Annotated in this window: 17 protein-coding genes; 8 read left to right on the top strand and 9 right to left on the bottom strand. The window is 66.8% G+C overall.

Going from position 1 to position 18,212, the window contains the following annotated elements; genetic code table 11:
• Positions 1 to 28: 28 nt before the first annotated feature.
• Positions 29 to 244 (top strand): hypothetical protein, encoded by a 216-nt coding sequence (locus AC1DOP_RS22330; RefSeq protein ID WP_441935181.1) that lies wholly within the window; start codon positions 29 to 31, stop codon positions 242 to 244.
• Positions 245 to 257: 13 nt separating this feature from the next.
• Entirely contained in the window at positions 258 to 956 is a 699-nt protein-coding gene (locus AC1DOP_RS22325) for an MgtC/SapB family protein (RefSeq protein WP_477253423.1), read from the top strand.
• A gap of 9 nt (positions 957 to 965) precedes the next feature.
• Here the strand turns inward: AC1DOP_RS22325 and AC1DOP_RS22320 are convergent, their stop codons facing one another.
• The 8 genes from AC1DOP_RS22320 to AC1DOP_RS22285 all read right to left on the bottom strand — a co-directional run bounded on the left by AC1DOP_RS22320 (position 966) and on the right by AC1DOP_RS22285 (position 8,916).
• Positions 966 to 2,960 carry a helicase-related protein gene (locus tag AC1DOP_RS22320; RefSeq protein WP_477253421.1) on the bottom strand — a complete coding sequence of 665 codons (1,995 nt, stop codon included), beginning with the start codon at positions 2,958 to 2,960 and terminating at the stop codon, positions 966 to 968.
• Between the two features lie 174 nt (positions 2,961 to 3,134).
• Positions 3,135 to 4,127, bottom strand: coding sequence for a lipoyl synthase (gene lipA / locus AC1DOP_RS22315; protein WP_441935178.1), 993 nt, complete (start codon positions 4,125 to 4,127; stop codon positions 3,135 to 3,137).
• A 7-nt stretch (positions 4,128 to 4,134) separates the two neighbouring features.
• The gene (lipB, locus tag AC1DOP_RS22310) at positions 4,135 to 4,830 is read right to left on the bottom strand and encodes a lipoyl(octanoyl) transferase LipB (RefSeq protein ID WP_441935177.1); all 696 of its coding nucleotides are present in this window, start codon (positions 4,828 to 4,830) and stop codon (positions 4,135 to 4,137) included.
• Between the two features lie 85 nt (positions 4,831 to 4,915).
• On the bottom strand, positions 4,916 to 5,182 hold the full coding sequence (locus AC1DOP_RS22305) for a DUF493 family protein (protein ID WP_441935176.1): 267 nt from the start codon (positions 5,180 to 5,182) through the stop codon (positions 4,916 to 4,918).
• Between the two features lie 98 nt (positions 5,183 to 5,280).
• Positions 5,281 to 7,416: a DUF6600 domain-containing protein gene (locus tag AC1DOP_RS22300; protein ID WP_477253418.1), complete on the bottom strand. Its 2,136-nt coding sequence runs from the start codon at positions 7,414 to 7,416 to the stop codon at positions 5,281 to 5,283.
• Positions 7,417 to 7,541: 125 nt separating this feature from the next.
• Entirely contained in the window at positions 7,542 to 8,177 is a 636-nt protein-coding gene (locus tag AC1DOP_RS22295; protein WP_441935174.1) for a LysE family transporter, read from the bottom strand.
• Positions 8,178 to 8,282: 105 nt separating this feature from the next.
• Entirely contained in the window at positions 8,283 to 8,567 is a 285-nt protein-coding gene (locus AC1DOP_RS22290; protein ID WP_441935173.1) for an HU family DNA-binding protein, read from the bottom strand.
• Positions 8,568 to 8,688: 121 nt separating this feature from the next.
• Entirely contained in the window at positions 8,689 to 8,916 is a 228-nt protein-coding gene (locus AC1DOP_RS22285) for a BrnA antitoxin family protein (protein ID WP_441935172.1), read from the bottom strand.
• 196 nt (positions 8,917 to 9,112) lie between these two features.
• Between AC1DOP_RS22285 and AC1DOP_RS22280 the strand changes: the two genes are divergently transcribed.
• On the top strand, positions 9,113 to 10,045 hold the full coding sequence (locus tag AC1DOP_RS22280) for a DUF808 domain-containing protein (RefSeq protein WP_477253415.1): 933 nt from the start codon (positions 9,113 to 9,115) through the stop codon (positions 10,043 to 10,045).
• Positions 10,046 to 10,305: 260 nt separating this feature from the next.
• Positions 10,306 to 12,816 carry a TonB-dependent receptor plug domain-containing protein gene (locus AC1DOP_RS22275; protein WP_477253413.1) on the top strand — a complete coding sequence of 837 codons (2,511 nt, stop codon included), beginning with the start codon at positions 10,306 to 10,308 and terminating at the stop codon, positions 12,814 to 12,816.
• A gap of 92 nt (positions 12,817 to 12,908) precedes the next feature.
• Here AC1DOP_RS22275 and AC1DOP_RS22270 read toward each other — a convergent pair whose 3' ends face one another.
• A complete protein-coding gene (locus AC1DOP_RS22270) occupies positions 12,909 to 13,376 on the bottom strand; it encodes a hypothetical protein (protein WP_441935169.1) in 468 nt (155 codons plus the stop codon).
• A gap of 44 nt (positions 13,377 to 13,420) precedes the next feature.
• Between AC1DOP_RS22270 and AC1DOP_RS22265 the strand changes: the two genes are divergently transcribed.
• The 4 genes from AC1DOP_RS22265 to AC1DOP_RS22250 all read left to right on the top strand — a co-directional run bounded on the left by AC1DOP_RS22265 (position 13,421) and on the right by AC1DOP_RS22250 (position 18,192).
• Positions 13,421 to 14,725 carry an SDR family oxidoreductase gene (locus AC1DOP_RS22265; protein WP_441935168.1) on the top strand — a complete coding sequence of 435 codons (1,305 nt, stop codon included), beginning with the start codon at positions 13,421 to 13,423 and terminating at the stop codon, positions 14,723 to 14,725.
• Positions 14,725 to 15,192: a DUF2269 family protein gene (locus AC1DOP_RS22260; protein ID WP_477253411.1), complete on the top strand. Its 468-nt coding sequence runs from the start codon at positions 14,725 to 14,727 to the stop codon at positions 15,190 to 15,192. The genes AC1DOP_RS22265 and AC1DOP_RS22260 overlap by 1 nt, the downstream gene beginning before the upstream one ends.
• Before the next feature lie 30 nt (positions 15,193 to 15,222).
• Positions 15,223 to 16,983 carry a DUF885 domain-containing protein gene (locus AC1DOP_RS22255; RefSeq protein ID WP_477253409.1) on the top strand — a complete coding sequence of 587 codons (1,761 nt, stop codon included), beginning with the start codon at positions 15,223 to 15,225 and terminating at the stop codon, positions 16,981 to 16,983.
• 192 nt (positions 16,984 to 17,175) lie between these two features.
• Positions 17,176 to 18,192, top strand: coding sequence for a zinc-dependent alcohol dehydrogenase family protein (locus tag AC1DOP_RS22250; protein ID WP_442121286.1), 1,017 nt, complete (start codon positions 17,176 to 17,178; stop codon positions 18,190 to 18,192).
• Positions 18,193 to 18,212 lie beyond the last annotated feature (20 nt).

The following is an 18,212-nucleotide window of genomic DNA, read 5'->3' as shown; positions in this document are numbered from 1 at the left end:
GCTGTCGGCAAGGACAGCAGGAGGAAGCATGAGCGCAGCGAATATGACGATGACGGTCGAGCAAGCCTACCGGGCCATGCTGGCCTTCCTCGAACGCGAGGTCGAGCTGACCGAATCCAGCGACCTGGCCGACCTGGTCAGCGAATACAAGCTCGATGCGGATGGCCAGACCCGGGATCCGGCATTGTGGGAGGAATGGCTGACGGCGGTCGACAAGGTCCGGCCGCAGGGGAAACCGGACTGAGGGAGGACCGGCATTGCTCCCTCCTCTCGAACTGATTGCGCGTCTCGGCCTGGCGGCCCTGCTCGGCGGGGCGATCGGCTTCGAACGCGAGCGCCTGTCGTGGGCGGCCGGCTTGCGCACCCACATGCTGGTGTGCGTCGGCTCCTGCCTGTTCATGATCGTGTCGGCCTATGGATTCATGGGCGTACTGGAGCACGACCACGTCTCCCTCGATCCCTCGCGCGTGGCGGCCCAGGTCGTCTCCGGCATCGGCTTCCTGGGCGCGGGATCGATTTTGCTGCGCGGCGAGATCGTGCGCGGCCTCACCACCGCCGCCAGCCTGTGGACGGTGGCGGCGGTCGGCCTGGCCGCCGGCGGCGGACTCTACCTTGCCGCCGTGTCCGCCACCATCATCATCCTGATCATCCTGGCCGGCATCAAGCCGCTGGAGCGCCGCTATTTTTCCGCCCGGCAAAAACGTGAGGTGATGATCTCCGCCGAACGCGGGCGCCTGACCCTGCACGTGCTGGAAAAGGAAATCGGCCCCGTCACCAGCCGCATCAACACCTTCATCGTCCAGCAGCAGAAAGAAGCCCCGAACATGGACGATGTGCTGATCTCGTTTTCGCGCATGTCGGAAAGCGATTTTCATACGCTGCTCGACAAGTTGCAGAGCATTCCGGGCGTGCAGAAGCTGGACGCCAAGGGTCTCTCCGCGCGGCGGACTTACTAAGCCCGCTGCCTACCAGCGCCCCCGCTCCCGCTTCGACTGCCGCTTGCGCGCCGCCGCGTTCTGTTGCTGCAGCAGGGAATCGACGCGTTCGGACGCTTCGCGCGCCAGCTGCTGGGCCAGCTCGATGCTGGGGAAGAATTCCGGCATCCGATAACCCAGCCAGGCATAGGCCGAGACCATGCGGCAGGTGTCCTCGACTTCCTGCAGGTTCTGCCAGAACAGTTCCTGCGGGTGAGGCTGCAGCTTGCAGATCTTGCGCTTCGCCAGCGATTGCGCCCAGTGGTTCCAGGCGCTTTCCAGGGTCGGGACGCGGGTCGAGATCGGCACCAGGGACATCGTGAACTTTTCGGCCACGCTCAGGTCGAGGGTATCCAGCCATTCCGCGCGCTCGTTCTGCTCCTCGGTGATGCGCGGGTAAAAAAAGCCGTCCGGGACGTCGATGTTGTGCACGAAGCGCTTCAGCAGTTTCACCAGCGAGGTCTCGCCGGTTACCGACGATATCCTGTGCAATTGCTCGATCGACGGTGCCACCGCGAAGCCGCTGGCTCTTACTGGCGGGATCTTTTCCTTCATTAGTGAGCGCATGATGTCGTGCGTCTCGTCGTCGTAGCCGGCCACGAAGCCTTCTTCATGCACGCCGTAGCGCCCTGCCCGTCCGGCGATCTGCTTGGCCAGCGCGGCCGAGATCTCTTCCTCTTCGACACCGTTGTACTTGACGGCCGTCGTCATCACGATGCGCTGGATCGGCATGTTCAAGCCCATGGCAATGGCATCGGTGCCGACCACGATGTCGGCCTGGCCTTCGCGGAAACGCTCGGCCTGGGCACGCCGCACTTCCGGCGACAGGTTGCCGTAGACGGTCGCTACCGACAGGCCCATCTCCGTGATCATGTCCCGCCACATCAGGACATTGCGGCGCGAGAAGGCGATGACGGCGTCGCCGCGCCGCAGGTTCTTCAGCCTGCGCACCGCGCCCGGTTCCATCGACAGCGGCGCCTTGCGCTTGAGCACGTGCACTTCGAGCGGGCACTCCAGCCTGTCGGCCAGGGCCTCGATCGCGCGCCGCGCTTCCGGCGCCCCGACCAGGTAGACGACCGACGCCGGCGCACCGCACACGGCCGCGGTCCAGGCGGCGCCGCGGTCGCGGTCGGCCAGCATCTGGATTTCGTCGATCACGGCCACCTCGACCCTGGTCCTGGTATCGAGCATCTCGACGGTGCTGGCGACGTGGGTCGCGTTCTCGGCCAGACGCCGTTCCTCGCCGGTGATCAGGCTGACGGCCAGCGGCTCGCCATCCTCGCGCAAGGCGCCCTGCAGGCGCTCGTAATTCTCCAGCGCCAGCAGGCGCAGCGGAGCGAGGTAGACGCCGCTCTCGGCCTGGGCCAGGTGCTCCATCGCGCGGTGGGTCTTGCCGGAATTGGTCGGCCCCAGCAGCGCGACGAAGCGGCGCGCCATCTTGCTGGCGACCTCGAAGGATTGCGGGTACTCGGCCAGGTTGATGCTTTCCTTGGTGCGCGCGGCGTGGCGCTCTTCCTGGTCGCGCTCGACGGCGTGTTCGAGGCGCTGGTGGATGCGCTCGAACACGTACTCGGCCGGCTCGGAGGTCTCCAGTTCTTCCAGCACGTGCAGGAACAGCATGGGATCGAAACCCGCTTCCTCGCACCGGTCGGCGATGTCGCGCACGAATTCCTCGACTTCCTGGTTCAGGTCGTCGATGGCGTCGCGGGTCGCGCGTTCTTCGATGAGTGCGCGGCGCACGCCGAGGTCCATCTTACGCCACTTGCTCGGCTTGGCCAGCACGCCGCGCGAGGGCACCAGGCGGTAGTCGACGTGCAGGCCGTCCACGCGCACCGCGCCGGAAAAGCGCAGGAAGACGCGGCCTTCCATCTTGACCAGCTCGACGCCGCGCTGGTTCAGCTGCAGCTCGTGTTGGAGGAAGTTGTCGTCGTCCTGGGTGTCGTCGATGTTGTTGTTGGCCGGGTGACCGGAATGGTGTTGGCTCATGTTTTTTTATGCACGGGCTTGGGTTGAGGCCAATATAGCGCGGTTGGCGCGTGGGCTACGTTCGGCAAGCCACGGAATGAAAAAGCGTGGGCGGGGCCGCCCACCCTACCGGTTTGAATCCCGTAGGGTGGGCGGCCTCCGCCCACGCATGTCGATCAGAGAAAAAGCGGCTTGTTACGCAGCCACGCCCGCCTCATGCGCCTGCTGGTCCGCATGGTAGGACGAACGCACCATCGCGCCCACGGCCGCGTGCACGAAGCCCATCTCGTAAGCCTTCTCTTCGAACATTTTAAAGGTGTCCGGGTGCACGTAGCGGCGCACCGGCAGGTGCGAGTTCGACGGCGCCAGGTACTGGCCGATGGTCAGCATGTCGATGTCGTGGGCGCGCATGTCGCGCATGACTTCGAGGATTTCCTCGTCGGTCTCGCCCAGGCCCACCATCAGGCCGGACTTGGTGACGGCGTTCGGGTACTTCTTCTTGAAGTCGCGCAGCAGCACCAGCGAGTGCTGGTAGTCGGCGCCCGGGCGCGCTTCCTTGTACAGGCGCGGCACGGTTTCCAGGTTGTGGTTCATCACGTCCGGCAGGCCGTCGGCGAAGATATCGAGGGCCTTTTCCAGGCGGCCGCGGAAGTCCGGCACCAGCACTTCGATCTTGGTGTTCGGGCTCAAGGCGCGGGTCTTCTGGATGCACTCGACGAAGTGGCCGGCGCCGCCGTCACGCAGGTCGTCGCGGTCGACCGAGGTGATCACCACGTAGGACAGGCGCAGGTCGGCGATGGTCTTGGCCAGGTTGCCCGGCTCGTTGACGTCCAGCGGGTCCGGACGGCCGTGGCCGACGTCACAGAAGGGGCAGCGGCGGGTGCACTTGTCGCCCATGATCATGAAGGTGGCGGTGCCCTTGCCGAAGCATTCGCCGATGTTCGGGCAGCTGGCTTCCTCGCACACCGTCACCAGGTTGTTGGCGCGCAGGATGTCCTTGATCTCGTAGAAGCGCGAGGAGGCGGTGGCGGCCTTCACGCGGATCCAGTCCGGCTTCTTCAGGCGCTCGTGCTGCTCGATCGGCACGATCTTGATCGGGATGCGCGAGGTCTTGTCCGCGCCTTTTTGCTTGGCGCTGGCGTTGTAGGCAGCTTCTGCGGCATTGCCGGTGTCGATTTCGGAAGTCATGTGCTCTTTACCCAGGGAGGGTTTCGGTTGGTTTGTTCGTTGCGGCCGGAATGTCGTCCGCGGACAGGTGCCGGACCAGGGCCTGCGCCAGGGCCTGCTGCACGTCGTGGAGCGGCGCTTCCACGCCCATGCTGCGCATGTCCACCGTGGCCAGTCCGGAATAGCCGCAAGGGTTGATCCAGCTGAAGGGCGCCAGGTCCATCGCCACGTTCAGCGATACGCCGTGGTAGGTGCAGCCGTTGCCGCGCACTTTCAGGCCGAGGGCGGCGATCTTGGCGCCCTTGCTCGGTCCATTGGCCATGTAGATGCCGGGCGCGCCTTCGACCCGTTCGCCCGCCAGATTATACGCCGCCAGCACATCGATGACCGCCTGCTCGATCTTGTTGACGAACTGGCGCGCGTACAGCTTGCCGCCCGGCTTGTTGCGGCGCAGGTCCATCAGCAGGTAGATCACGACCTGGCCGGGACCGTGGTAGGTCACCTCGCCGCCGCGGTCGGTCTGCACCACGGGGATCCCGTGCGCGCTCAGGATATGGCCGGGATCGGCGCCCAGGCCGAGGGTGTACACCGGCGGGTGCTCGACGATCCAGAGCTCGTCGGGGGTATCGGGCGTGCGCGCGTCCGTGAAGGCACGCATGGCGGCGAAGACGGTGTCGTAATCTGCGCGGCCGAGCTCACGGATGGCAGGGCGGTTCGCTGGCATGGAAACTGTGGGGACAGGAATGGAATGCCTCGACATTATAAGCCAGCCTCATGTCCCGTGCCGGCAAGCCCCCTGTTCCTGTTGCTTAAAGCACGACTTTGACCATCGGATGCGCGGACAGCTCGGTGTACAGCTTGTCCAGCATCTCGCGGCTGGTGGCGCGAACGGTCACGGTCAGGCCGGTATAGGCGCCTTTCGACGACGGACGCACTTCCATCTTGCCTTCATGGAAAGTCGGGTCGTGCAGGACGATCAGCTCGAGGATGGTGGCGGCGAACTCCTCATGCGTCGCGCCCATCACCTTGATCGGGAAATCGCTGGGGTATTCGATGAGGGATTCTTTGGGGTCCATGGGCACTCCTGTAAAACCTGCATTGTAGCCAAAGTCCCCAAGATGCGCCGGAAGGCGCACCGGGAACGGCGGTGGCGTTCCCGGTGGGCAGCCGCCGGTCAGCGGTCCGAATGATGCTCGCGCTCTTCGCCGCGCTTGCGCTCTTCGGCGCGCGGGTTGGACGCAGGCGGAGCAGGGCGCGCCGCCGGGGGAGGCGCAGGCGCAGCGACCACCTGTGGCGGCGGAGCAGGACGCGCGACCGGGGCCGGAGCGGGCGGAGGCGGCGCCGCACGCTGCGGCGCTTCACGGGCACGTTCCTCCTCGCCGCGGTGCGGACGCTCGAAGCGCGCTTCCGTGACCGGCCGCGGTGCCGGCTGGGGCGCCGCCATCACCGGAGCCTGCTGGACCGGCGCGGCCGGCATCACCGCCGACACCGGCGCCTGAGCCGGACGGCGCTCGTGCTGCTGCTCGTTGCTACCGGGACGTTCGCGGCGCGGCTCGTCGCCGTCACGGCCGTCACGACGATCGCGGCGGCCTTCTTCCCAGTCGCGGCGTTCCTGGCGCTGCCAGCCCGGCGCGGCCGGCTGCGTGCCCTGCAGCTGCGGGCTGTTGGCCGTCAGCGGCTGCGGCGCCGGCGAGATGTGCGGCGTCGGGCTGACCACCGGCTGCGGCTGGGCCGGCACCGGCAGCGGCACCAGGCCGGGCGCCTGCTGCTGCACGGCGCCCTGCTGCACGGCCGGACGCTGGCGCACGAAACCGTCGCGCTCGATGCGGGCGGTGTCGATGCGCTCCGGGCGGCCGTTCACATTGCGGTCGGAACGCTCGCGGTCCGGGCGGTTCGGCTCGATGCGATCGGGGCGGCCGTCGCCGTTGCGGTCGGCGCGGTTCTGGAAGCGGCCGGGGATTCCGTCACCGTTGCGGTCGCCGCGGTTGGCTTCGAGGCGGTCCGGGCGGCCATCGTGGTCGCGGTCCACATTGCCGCCGCGGTGAGGCCGGTTGGGCGGGGCGGGCGGGGCGCCGGCCGCCGGAATGCCGAGGTTCTGGCCGTTGTGCACCAGCGCCGGCGGCACGGTGGCGATCGGCGCCTTCGGCACGTTGACCCGGCCGCCGGGGCCGAAGCGGTCGCGCGGCACCACGGTCAGGCCCTCCGGGCGGTAGTCGCGGCCGCGGCGCGGATCGGGCCGCACGTGATTGTTCAGCCAGCGCAGGCGATCGTCGGAGACGTGATAGGAGGGCACGTAGCGGTCGTGCGGTGACAGCGGATACCAGCCGAAGCCCGGACGGCGGCTGCGGTCGCGGAAGGTGATGTTCCAGTCGGCGCCGCCGACCCAGCCGACCAGGGCCGGCGCCCACACGGGCCGTTCGACGCGGCCGCCCGGCGCCCAGGCCCAGCGGCGGTTCACATACACCCAGCGGCCGTAGTGGAAGGGCGCATAGCCCCAGGGCGCGTTGTCGACCCAGGTCCAGCCCCAGGGATCGATCCAGGTCCAGCTGCCGTCGCGGTAGGGCACCCAGTCGGCGGCGACCGCCGGGATCCACAGCGGGCCGTATTCGCTGTCGCTGCGCCAGTTGCCGTAGCGGTCGAGGTCTTCGTAGCCGGTCATCTCGGACGTCACGTAGCGTGCCGAGGCGGAGTTGTCCTCGATGCGGTCGCGCGAGAACGACCAGCTGTCGAAGGCGTCCTGCACGGCGCTGGCGGTGCGCATGTCGTCGTCGGTGACCTCGAGGCGCTTGCCGGCGCGCACTGTCAGCTGGGAGCCGCCGGACTCGACCAGGGCGGCGCCGTCGAACACGTTCACCATGCTGGTGTCGCGCACGCGCTCGGTGTCGATGCGGATCCGGCCCGGCTGCTGCATGCGCACGCGCGCCTGGGGGGTGAGCACTTCGAAGCCGCGCAGCACATCCGGATTCAGGATGCGCACGCTGGCGCTGCCGTAGTGCAGGCGCAGGCGGATATTGTCGTCGTCCAGTTCGAGCACTTCGAGCGAGGAATCGCCGTCCAGGCGGACCGAAGTCGAGCCGACCCGCAGCTCGGTGCGGGCGCCGGGGGCGGTCGTGATCATATTGCCCGAGGTGACCGGCCAGTTGACCTGGGCCTGGGTCATCTCGACGCCGACGTCGCCGCCGATGCCGACCGAACCCTGGGTCAGCGCAACGCGGCCGACGCGCGCCGGCGGATCGTCCGCGGCCACCGCCAGCGCGGAAAGGGTGGTGAAGGCCAGCAGCACGGCCGTCTTCAGGATCGGATTGGACATCGCGACGTCTCCAGCGTGAACTGTTATTCGGTTATATCCCGGGTTTACCCTGTAATAACGCATCCGGGCGCGGAACGACGACCATCGTTACAAATCGTTGCGAAATAGTTATTTCGACATGGAGATTATGCGTGGGCGCGTTTCACCAGGAACAGCAGGCAGCCCATCCCGATCAGCACGGCGCCGAAGAACCGGTTCTGCATCTTGACCGCGTGCTCGTCGCGGAAGAAGCGCTGCATGCTCGAGGCCAGGAAGGCGTAGCCGTGCATCACGGTGGTATCGATGGCGACCATGGTCACGCCCAGGATCGCCAGCTGCAGCAGCATCGACCCGTCCTTCGAGATGAACTGGGGCAGCACCGCGACCATGAAGATGATCCCTTTCGGGTTGGTGGCATTGGTCAGGAAACCGGTCAGCACGCGCCGGCCGAACGGCGGATGGGCATCCAGCCTGGCGGCGGCGACGTCGGTGGCCCGCGCTTTCGAGCGCCACTGGCCGATGCCGATCCAGATCAAGTAGAGGGCGCCGGCGATCTTGACCGCGGTGAACACCGACTCCGAGGCCAGTACCAGCGAGCCGACGCCGGCGCCGGCGATGACCAGCACCAGGATCAGGCCGAGCTGCAGGCCCAGCACGGTGGCGCTGGCTTTCTTGAGGCCATAGGCCAGGCCGTGCGACATCGACAGCACGGCGCCGGAGCCGGGCGACAGGGCGATCAGGATGCCGGCGACGACGAACGCGATCCAGGTGGAAAAGGGCATGGGGGAAATCGGGCGGGTGCGGGGGTGCGGGGTGCGGAATGCGAAAACGGGCATGGCGCGCAGCGGCCGGCATGGCGCCGGGCTGCGGCCAGCCACGGGAACAGCTTACTTCTTCTTCGGGTTGACGGCGGCCTTCAGGGTCGCGCCGGCAGCGAAACGCGGGGTCTTCGACGCAGCGATCTTGATCACTTCGCCGGTTGCCGGGTTGCGGCCTTTGCGGGCAGCGCGCTTGGTGACCGAGAACGTGCCGAAGCCGGTGATACCGACCGTGTCGCCCTTTTTCAGGCGCTCGGTGATGATGTCGATGATGGTGTTCACTGCTTGGTTCGCAGCGGCACCCGACAGTTCGGTACGCTTCGCAAATTCAGCGATCAGTTCGCCTTTTTTCATAAATCCTCCGGGTTGAAAGAGCCGGAAGATTAGCATAATTAATTGCCCTGTGTAATCTGTTAACAGGGCGTACGTAAGCCGTACGCCCCGTCGCCACGGGCTTCCTGCGTTTTCGGCAGGTTCAGGCCGGTACTGCGGGAGCCTCCTGCACAGCCAGTCGGGTGCGCAGGGCGGCGTTGATCAGGGTCTGGTAGCCGGTGCCGGTGCGCTCGGCGCGCGAGCGGAACTCGTCCAGGACCTCGTCGTCGAGGTAGATCGTGATGCGGGTCTTGCGCTTCGGCGGACGGGCGCGGCGGCGCGGCGCGACCGGCAGATCGAGTTTGGCGAAATTCGCGAGGTTCGTGGTCATGGCATCTCCTTCGGTCGGCAAGGCTGCTGTACCGCAGCCAATGTTGGCACTATACGTACAGCGTTGCGACCCTTCCGCCGGAAAGCGACGAGATGCAGATTTTCGGGGATGAAACGCAAATAACGCGCCTGAACCGTGTGAAGAAGCTGTGGTGCCTCAGTTAAGATGTGGCCATATTGATATTGAGGGAAAACCAATGGCTGCAGGTAGTTTGCTGGCGTTAATCGACGATATTGCGAGTGTCCTCGACGACGTCGCCCTGATGAGCAAGGTGGCGGCCAAGAAGACCGCCGGCGTGCTGGGCGACGACCTGGCGCTGAATGCCCAGCAGGTTACCGGCGTCAGCGCCGACCGCGAACTGCCGGTGGTGTGGGCGGTGGGGGTGGGCTCGCTGAAGAACAAGGCGATCCTGGTGCCGGCCGCGCTGGCGATTTCCGCCTTCATCCCGTCGGCGATCACGCCGCTCCTGATGGTGGGCGGCGCCTATCTGTGCTTCGAAGGCTTCGAGAAACTGGCCCACAAGTTCCTGCACAGCGAGGCCGAGGATGCCGCCCACGAAGAGGAACTGGCCCAGGCGCTGGCCACCGGCGCCGACATGCGCGAAGTGGAAAAGGAAAAGATCCAGGGCGCGGTGCGCACCGACTTCATCCTGTCGGCGGAGATCATCGTGATCGCGCTGGGCGTGGTCAACGAGCAGGGCGCCTCCTTCGGCACCCAGGTCGCGGCCCTGGTGGCGGTGGCGATCGCGATGACGATCGGGGTCTATGGCGTGGTGGCCGGCATCGTCAAGATCGACGACCTCGGCCTGTATCTGAGCCGCAAGAGCGGCGCCGCCGCGCGCGCCATCGGCAACATGCTGCTGGCCGCGGCGCCGCGCCTGATGAAGGCGCTATCCGTGATCGGCACCGTCGCCATGTTCATGGTCGGCGGCGGCATCATCGGCCACGCCTTCGAACCGCTGCACCACCTGGCCGAAGGCGCGGCCCACGCGGTGGCCGGGGTGCCGGCGATCGGCGGCCTGCTGGCGGCCGTGACGCCGACTCTCGTCGATGCCGTGGCCGGCGTGATCGTCGGGGCCGTTGTGCTGCTGGGCGTGAGCGTCTTCCAGCGTTTGCGCGGCAAACACTGAGCCGTCGTTCCCGCGCTAACTCGTCGTTCCCGCGTTACCTCGTCGTTCCCGCGCAGGCGGGAACCCAAGTTGGTTTGCGTCTCGACTGCGCATCGAACTTGGATCCCCGCCTGCGCGGGGACGACGGCAGCCTCCCTTACACCTTCCTGACGTGCGCCCCCTGTTGCGCAATTACATCTGCGCAACTTGGGCTAATTGACAACGGTAAACATGCCGGACAGTATCGTTGAAAAGCGCATCCCAACAAGAAGGAACAAGAGATGAAACAACGATTTGCACCGGAAAAGACCGTACTCGCCTTATCGATCGCCTCGCTGTTCGCCGGCGCCGCCGCGCAGGCACAGGAAACAGGGGATGCCGCCAGCCCCAGCGCCACATCCGGTGCCACCGCCACCGTGGTGGTGACCGGCACCCGGGTGGCCAACCGCACCGCCCTCGACACCGCCTCGCCGGTGGACATCATCTCCGCCGAGTCCCTCAAAACCACCGGTTCCACCGAACTGAACCAGGCGCTGTCGACGGCCCTGCCTTCGCTGAACTTCCCGCGTCCCTCGCTGACCGACGGCACGGATACCATCCGCCCGGCCACCCTGCGCGGCATGGCGCCGGACCAGTCGCTGGTGCTGGTCAACTCGAAGCGCCGCCATGCTTCCTCGCTGGTCAACCTGAACGGCAGCATCGGCCGCGGCTCGGCCTCGGTCGACCTGAACACGATCCCCTCGAGCATGGTCAAGACGATCGAGGTGCTGCGCGACGGCGCCGCCGCCCAGTACGGCTCGGATGCGATCTCGGGCGTGGTCAACGTCCGCCTGCGCACCGACCGCAGCGGCGGCGAAGGAACCGTCGTGTACGGCGCGCACAAGACCGAGTACGACCTGCTGAACGACGCCGCTCCGGCCGGCGCGTCCTGGACCGCGCCGAACTCGCGCAAGCGCACCGACGGCCAGACCACCACCGTCAGCGCCTGGAAGGGCCTGCCCTGGGGCGAAACCGGCTACATCACCCTGGCCGCCGAATACAAGAACCAGGAACACACGGAACGCGCCGGCTACGACATGCGCCAGCTGTATCCGAAGGTCGGCACCGCCTACGACCCGCGCGAGCTGACCATCAACCGCTTCGACGCCTGGTACGGCGAGCCCGAGGTCAAGCAGTCGACCCTATTCGTCAACGCCGGCAACAACATCACGGCCGACGTCAAGGTCTACGGCTGGGCCAGCTACCAGAAGCGCGACGCCCGCTCGGCCGGCTATTTCCGTACGCCGCAGGACGTGCGCAACATCCCGTCGATCTATCCGGACGGCTTCCTGCCGATCATCGCACCGACCGTCGACGACTACAGCGCCGCCGCCGGCGCGACCTGGACCGCCGGCGACTGGGACATGGACGCCTCCATCGTCTATGGCAAGAACAAGCTGAGCTACGAGATCCAGAACACCCTGAACCGCTCGATCGGCCCGACCAGCAAGACGGTGTTCGACGCCGGCGGCTTCGGCTACGACCAGACCGTGCTGAACCTGACCGGGGTGCGCAAGGTGGACGCCGGCGGCCTGGCTTCGCCGCTGAACGTGGCGGTCGGCCTCGAGGCGCGCCGCGAAGGCTACCAGCTGAACGCCGGCGAACCGGATTCCTACCGCTACGGCGGCGTGGTGCTGGCCAACGGCACCCCGGCCGCACCGGGCGCCCAGGTGTTCCCGGGCTTCCGTCCGGCCAACGCCACCGACGCCAGCCGCAACGCGGTCGGCGCCTTCGTCGACCTCGAAGCGAACGTCACCGACCAGCTGCTGGCCTCGGTCGCGGTACGCGGCGAGCATTACTCGGACTTCGGCAACAACCTGTCCGGCAAGCTGTCGGCGCGCTACGATTTCAACAAGACCTTCGCCCTGCGCGGCGCGGTGCAGAACGGCTTCCGCGCGCCCTCGCTGCAGCAGCAGAACTTCACCTCGACCTCGACCAACTTCATCAACGGCGTACCGTTCGAGATCACCACCTTCAAGCCGACCGATCCGGTCGCGGTGGCGCTCGGCGCCAAGCCGCTGAAGGCCGAGAAGTCGACCAACTACTCGCTGGGCGCGGTGCTGCGCCTGGATCCGCTCACGCTGACGGTGGACGCCTACCGCATCAACGTGAGCGACCGCATCATCCTGTCGGAGAACCTGACCTCGACGGCGGTGCGCAATTACATCGTGGCGCAAGGCTTTACCGGCGTGGGCGGCGGCCGCTTCTTCATCAACGGCGTCGACACCAAGACCACGGGCGTCGACATCGTCGCCAACTACCCGCTGAACCTGGGCGCCAGCGGCCGTTTCGACTTCACCCTGGCCGGCAACTTCAACAAGACCGACGTCACCAAGGTGCCGACCACCGCCCAGCTGGCGGCCCTGAACCCGGCGCCGGTGCTGTTCGACCGCCTGAACGTGCTGACCCTGGAGAAGGGCCAGCCGAAGAACAAGATCACGGCAAGCGTGAACTGGAAGCTGGCGCAGTGGGGCGTGACCGCGCGCGCCACCCGCTACGGCGAAGTGCTGTCCCCGGGCACCACCCAGGCCTTCGACTTCCTGATCCACCCGCATACCATCGTCGACCTCGAGGCGCGCTACGCCGTCACGCCGAAGCTGAGCCTGGCCCTCGGCGCGGACAACCTGTTCGACCAGTATTCGGAAACGCTGCCGCCGTCGCTGAACACGACGAGCAATACGCCGTTTGCGAACTACACGCCGTTTGGTACGGGTGGGCGGTATATCTACGCGCGGGCCAACTACAGCTTCTGAGTCGACCGTCACCCATGAACCGTCGTTCCCGCGCAGGCGGGACGACGGTGTGGCCGCCTTTTCCCATCTCGCTTACACTCCCTTTCAAGCGATCACCCGCGCCGGCACAGCATCGCCCCCAGCGCCAGCCCGACACCGAAGGCGCCATAGACCACGGCCAGCGCCGGCGGCGACAGGTGTTTTTCGTAGCCGGGCTTGAGCCGGTCCGGCGTAAGCTGGTAGTCCACGAAGCAGGCCACGGCCGAGGCCGCGGTGCCGACGCCCAGCGTGAGTGCGGGGTTCTTGCGGTCGAGCACTTCGCCGCACAGGCGCTCGAAGATCACCGACCAGAACGTCGCGCTGCCATGGTGGATCAGGTAGCCGGGCAGGGTGTAGCGTGCCGACAGTTCGTGGTGATCGGCCGCCCTGTCGCCCCAGAGCCAGTGGCTGACGGCATTGGTCGGCGCATAGGCGCTACCCGCTTCGCGCTTGCCGAATGCGGCGAGGACCGCGGTCGACAGCAGGCTGGAGGTGATGCCGCCGACCAGGCCGCGCTGGAATGCAGTTTTCCATGGTTCCATATCGTCCTCGATGCAAGAAAGCTCAGTACAAGAAAGGGAAGTGAATGCGGATTCTGCTGACGGGAGCAAGCGGATTCATCGGGCAACACCTGCTGCAGGCACTGCTGGCGGAAGGCCACGAGGTCGTCTGCGCGGTGCGCCGGGTAGAAAAGACCGACGATCCGCGCCTGTCCTTCATCCATGCCGACTTCACGAAAGATACCGATAAATCCGTCTGGCTGGCGCGCCTGTCGGGCATCGAAGCCGTGATCAACACGGTCGGCATCTTCCGCGAAAGCGGGGCCCAGACCTTCGACAGGCTGCACGTGCGGACCCCGCGCGCGCTGTTCGCGGCCTGCGCCGAATCGCACGACGTGCATATGGTCGTGCAGCTGTCCGCGCTGGGCGCCGACCAGGAGGCCGACACCGCCTACCACCTGTCGAAGAAGGCCGCCGACGACTACCTGGCCGCGCTGCCGGTACGCGCCGCCATCGTCCAGCCCTCGCTGGTCTACGGCAGCGACGGCGCCAGCGCGCGCGTGTTCAAGGCGCTGGCCTCGATGCCCTTCGCGCTCCGCTTCGGCGACGCGCCCCAGCTGGTGCAGCCGGTCCACGTCGACGATGTGGTCGCCGCCATCGTCGCCCTGCTGCGCCGGCGCCTGTATCTCGACCAGGACCTGGGTCACGAGGGCAGCGCCCGGCGCATTCCGCTCGCCGGCCCCGATGCGCTGCCTTTTACCGACTACCTGGCGGCCCTGCGCGCCTCGATGGGCATGGGACGGCTGCGCGTGCTGCGCCTGCCCGGCGGCGTCGCGCGCGGGCTGGCCCGCTTCGGCCGCTGGCTGCCGGGCGGCCTGCTCGATCCGGAAACGCTGCGCATGCTCGACCGCGGCAACAGCGGCGCCCCCGGACCGCTGCTGCGCCTGCTGGGGCGGCCGGCGCGTCCGATTACCTCCTTCGTGCTGGAGCCGCGCGCCGAACGTGCGCGCGCCAGGCTGGATTGGCTGCTGCCGATCCTGCGCATCAGCATCGCGCTGGTGTGGATCGTCACCGCCATCGTCTCCGCCTTCGTGTATCCGGTGGCGGACAGCTATGAACTGCTGGCGCGCACCGGCATCCCGGCCGAACTGCGGCCGCCGATGCTGTACGGTGCGTCCGCCTTCGACCTGCTGCTGGGCCTCGGCATCCTGTTCCTGAAACGCCGGCGCTGGCTATGGCTGGCACAATTGGGCCTGATCGGTTTCTATACCGTGGTGATCGCGTGGAAGCTGCCCGAATTCCTGGTCCACCCCTACGGGCCGCTCACGAAAAACCTGCCGATGCTGGCCGCGATCTGGCTGCTGTACCAGGTCGAAGATGAGGAAAACTGATGGACTACGTCGTCGTGAAATGGCTGCACATCCTGTCGTCGACCTTCCTGTTCGGCACCGGCATCGGTTCGGCCTGGTACATGCTGTTCGCGAATTTCAGCCGCGACGTGCGCGCGATCGCCGTGGTCAGCAAGTACGTGGTGATCGCCGACTGGCTGTTCACGGCCACCACCGCGATCCTGCAACCGGCCACCGGCTTCTACATGATCCACCTGGCCGGCTATCCGCTGCATAGCAAGTGGATCATGTGGTCGCTCACGCTCTACGTGCTGGCCGGCGCCTGCTGGCTGCCGGTGGTGTGGCTGCAGATGCGCCTGCGCGATATCGCGGCGGGGGTGGTGCGCAGCGGCGCCGCGACCTTGCCGCCGCTGTACTGGAAGTACTTCAAGACCTGGGTGGCGCTGGGCGTGCCGGCCTTCGTCGCCTTCGTCTTCATTTTCTGGTTCATGGTCAGCAAGCCGGTCTAGAATGCGGTATCTCTTTTCCAAAGGATGGTCATGTCCCGCTTCAAGCTCGGTCTTGCCCTGGTTCTCGCATCCGGCAGCGCATTCGCTGCTCCTCCCGCCTGGGTCGCACGCAGCGACGCCTACGCCCAGCCGGTCCTGAAGGACACTGGCAAATACCACCCCGAAGACTCCACCTCGCTGGGCGACGAAAGCTTCGACACCATGGTCGCCGACTACAAGCCGCGCGACTACGAGCGCGAGCTGGCCGACACCGAAAAACGCCTGCTCGAACTGCGCCGCCAGCGCGCGGGCGAGAAGGATCCGAAGGTGGGGCAAGACCTCGACATCCTGATCGACTCGCGCGAAAAGCAGATCGCCTCCATGAAGCTGGAACGCCAGTACCTGCTGGACTACACCAATGTGGGCGAACTGGTGTACGGCGGCCTGCGCGCCCTGCTCGACCCCCGCAACAAGCCGGAGCGCCAGAAGCTGGCCCTGGTGCGCCTGAAGCGCTACGCCGGCAAGGAGAGCGGCACCACGCCGATCGCCACCCTGGTGCGCGCACGCACCGAGGAGCGCCTGGCGAACAAGTCCCTGATCGGGCCGTATGTCGGCGAAGTCGAGGATGGGCTGAACAACAACGCCACCTACCTGGACGGCATCGAAGACCTCTTCAGGAAGGCCAAACTCAGCGGCTGGGAAGCCGACTTCGCGGCGCTGCGCCAGCAGGTGAACGACTACGACGCCTTCGTGAAGAGCCGCATCCTGCCGCGCGCGCGCAAGGACGTGCGGCTGCCGGAAGCGGTCTACGTGAATCGCCTGCGCAACGTCGGCGTCGACATCGCGCCGGAGCAGATGATCGAGCGCGCCAGCTTCGACTTCCAGGAGGTACGCGACCAGATGCAGGTGGTGGCCAACACCATCGCCTCCCAGCGAGGCCTGCAGTCCAGCGACTACCGCGACGTGATGCGCGAGCTGAAGAAGACCTCGATCCCGCCGGACCAGCTGCTGTCCTTCTACCGCGAGCGCCTGAAGGAGATCGAGGGCATCATCCGCCAGCACGGGCTGGTGACCCTGCCCACGCGCGACGCGAATATCCGCACCGCGACCCCGGCCGAGGCGGCGCGCACGCCGGCGCCCTTCATGAACCCACCGCGCATGATCGGCAATACCGGCGAATATGGCGAGTTCGTGATCCCGCTGTCGAACCCGAATGCGAAGTCGAAGGAAAAGATGAACGACTTCGACTTCGCCGCGATGTCCTGGACCCTGGCCGCGCACGAGGCACGTCCCGGCCACGAGCTGCAGTTCGCGTCGATGGTGGAGCAGGGCATGTCGGTGGCGCGAGCCCGCTTCGCCTTCAACAGCACCAACGTCGAGGGCTGGGGCCTGTATTCGGAAGCGCTGGTGCTGCCCTATATGCCGCCGGAAGGCCAGCTGGTGTCCCTGCATGCGCGCCTGCTGCGCATGGCGCGTGCGATGCTCGACCCGCAGATCAACCTGGGCCGCATGACGCCGGCACAGGCCAAGGATTTCCTGATGAAGGAAGTGGTGCTGTCGGAGCCCTTCGCGCAGTCGGAAGTGGACCGCTATTCCTTCCGCAGCCCCGGCCAGGCCACCGCCTACTACTACGGCTACGTGAAGCTGCGCGCGCTGAAGACCCTGGCCGAGATCGAGCTGGGCGAGCGTTTCAATTTAAAGGCCTTCAACGACTTCATCATCGCCCAGGGCATCCTGCCGCCGAAGCTGATGCGCGAAGCGGTGCTGCGCGATTTCATTCCGGCGCAGAAAGCGGTGGTGGCGGCAAGCTGATCGTCACCTGAGCGGCCAGGCGAGCGGTGCGCCGGCGGCCCGGGCTTTGGGTATTCAGACACGGGCTCGTCCTGCCGCAGGACGGGCCTTTTTTTCGTGCGCCGTCCAACTGATCATTGAGTCCACAATGATGTCCCCGGCCGTGCGGGCGCAGATGTCCGCTGCCGCAACATCGATGGATGGAGAGCAATGATGCGGGCTTACCAGATTCTTCCCGGCGATGGCATCGACGGGCTGCAGTGCGTGGATTTTCCCGAGCGTGAACTGGGCATGGGCGAAGTGCGCGTGCGCGTGCATGCGGTGTCGCTGAACTACCGCGACCTGATGGTCGCGAGCGGTAACTACCTGGTCACCGTCGACGACCCGATCATTCCCTGCTCGGACGGCGCCGGCGAAGTGCTGGCGGTGGGGGCGGGCGTGAGCCGGGTGCAGGTCGGCGACCGCGTGGCCGCATCCTTCTTCCCTTACTGGCAGGACGGTCCGACCGGGCCGGACAAGATCCGCCACGCGCTGGGCGGCGACATCGACGGCATGCTGGCCGAAGAGGTCGTGCTGTCCGAAGACGCGCTGGTGAAGATCCCGCCGGGGATGAGCTTCGTCGACGCCTCGACCATGCCCTGCGCCGGCGTGACCGCCTGGAATGCGATCTTCGTGTCCAGCAACGAGGTCCGTCCCGGCGACACCGTGCTGCTGCTGGGGACCGGCGGCGTCTCGGTGCTCGGCCTGCAGCTGGCGAGGGCGGCCGGCCTGCGCACCATCATCACCTCGTCCAGCGACGAGAAGCTGCAGCGCGCCCGCGAACTGGGCGCGCACCACACCGTCAACTACCGCACCTTCCCGGAATGGCAGGAAGAGGTGCTGCGCCTGACCCACGGCGCCGGCGCCCACGTGGTGCTGGAAGTGGGCGGGCAGGGCACCGTGAACCGCTCGGTATCCTCATGCGCGATGGGCGGTACCGTCGCCATCATCGGCGGCGTCAGCGGCTTCGGCGGCGAAGTCAATCCGGCCACCCTGCTGGCCAGCGCCAAGCGCATGGTCGGCATCTTCGTGGGCAGCCGGGCCATGCTGGAACAGGTCATGCGCTTTGCCGACACCAGCGGCCTGCAGCCGGTGGTCGACCGCGTGTTCACCTTCGACCAGGCGCGGGAGGCCTACCGCCACATGGAATCGGGCTCGCACTTCGGCAAGGTGGTGATCGCGGTAAGGTAGGGTGGGCGCTGCGCGCCCGC

The sequence above is a fragment of the Massilia sp. 01N410 genome (genome assembly GCF_056399665.1).
This window is presented reverse-complemented; position numbering and strand designations above follow the sequence as displayed.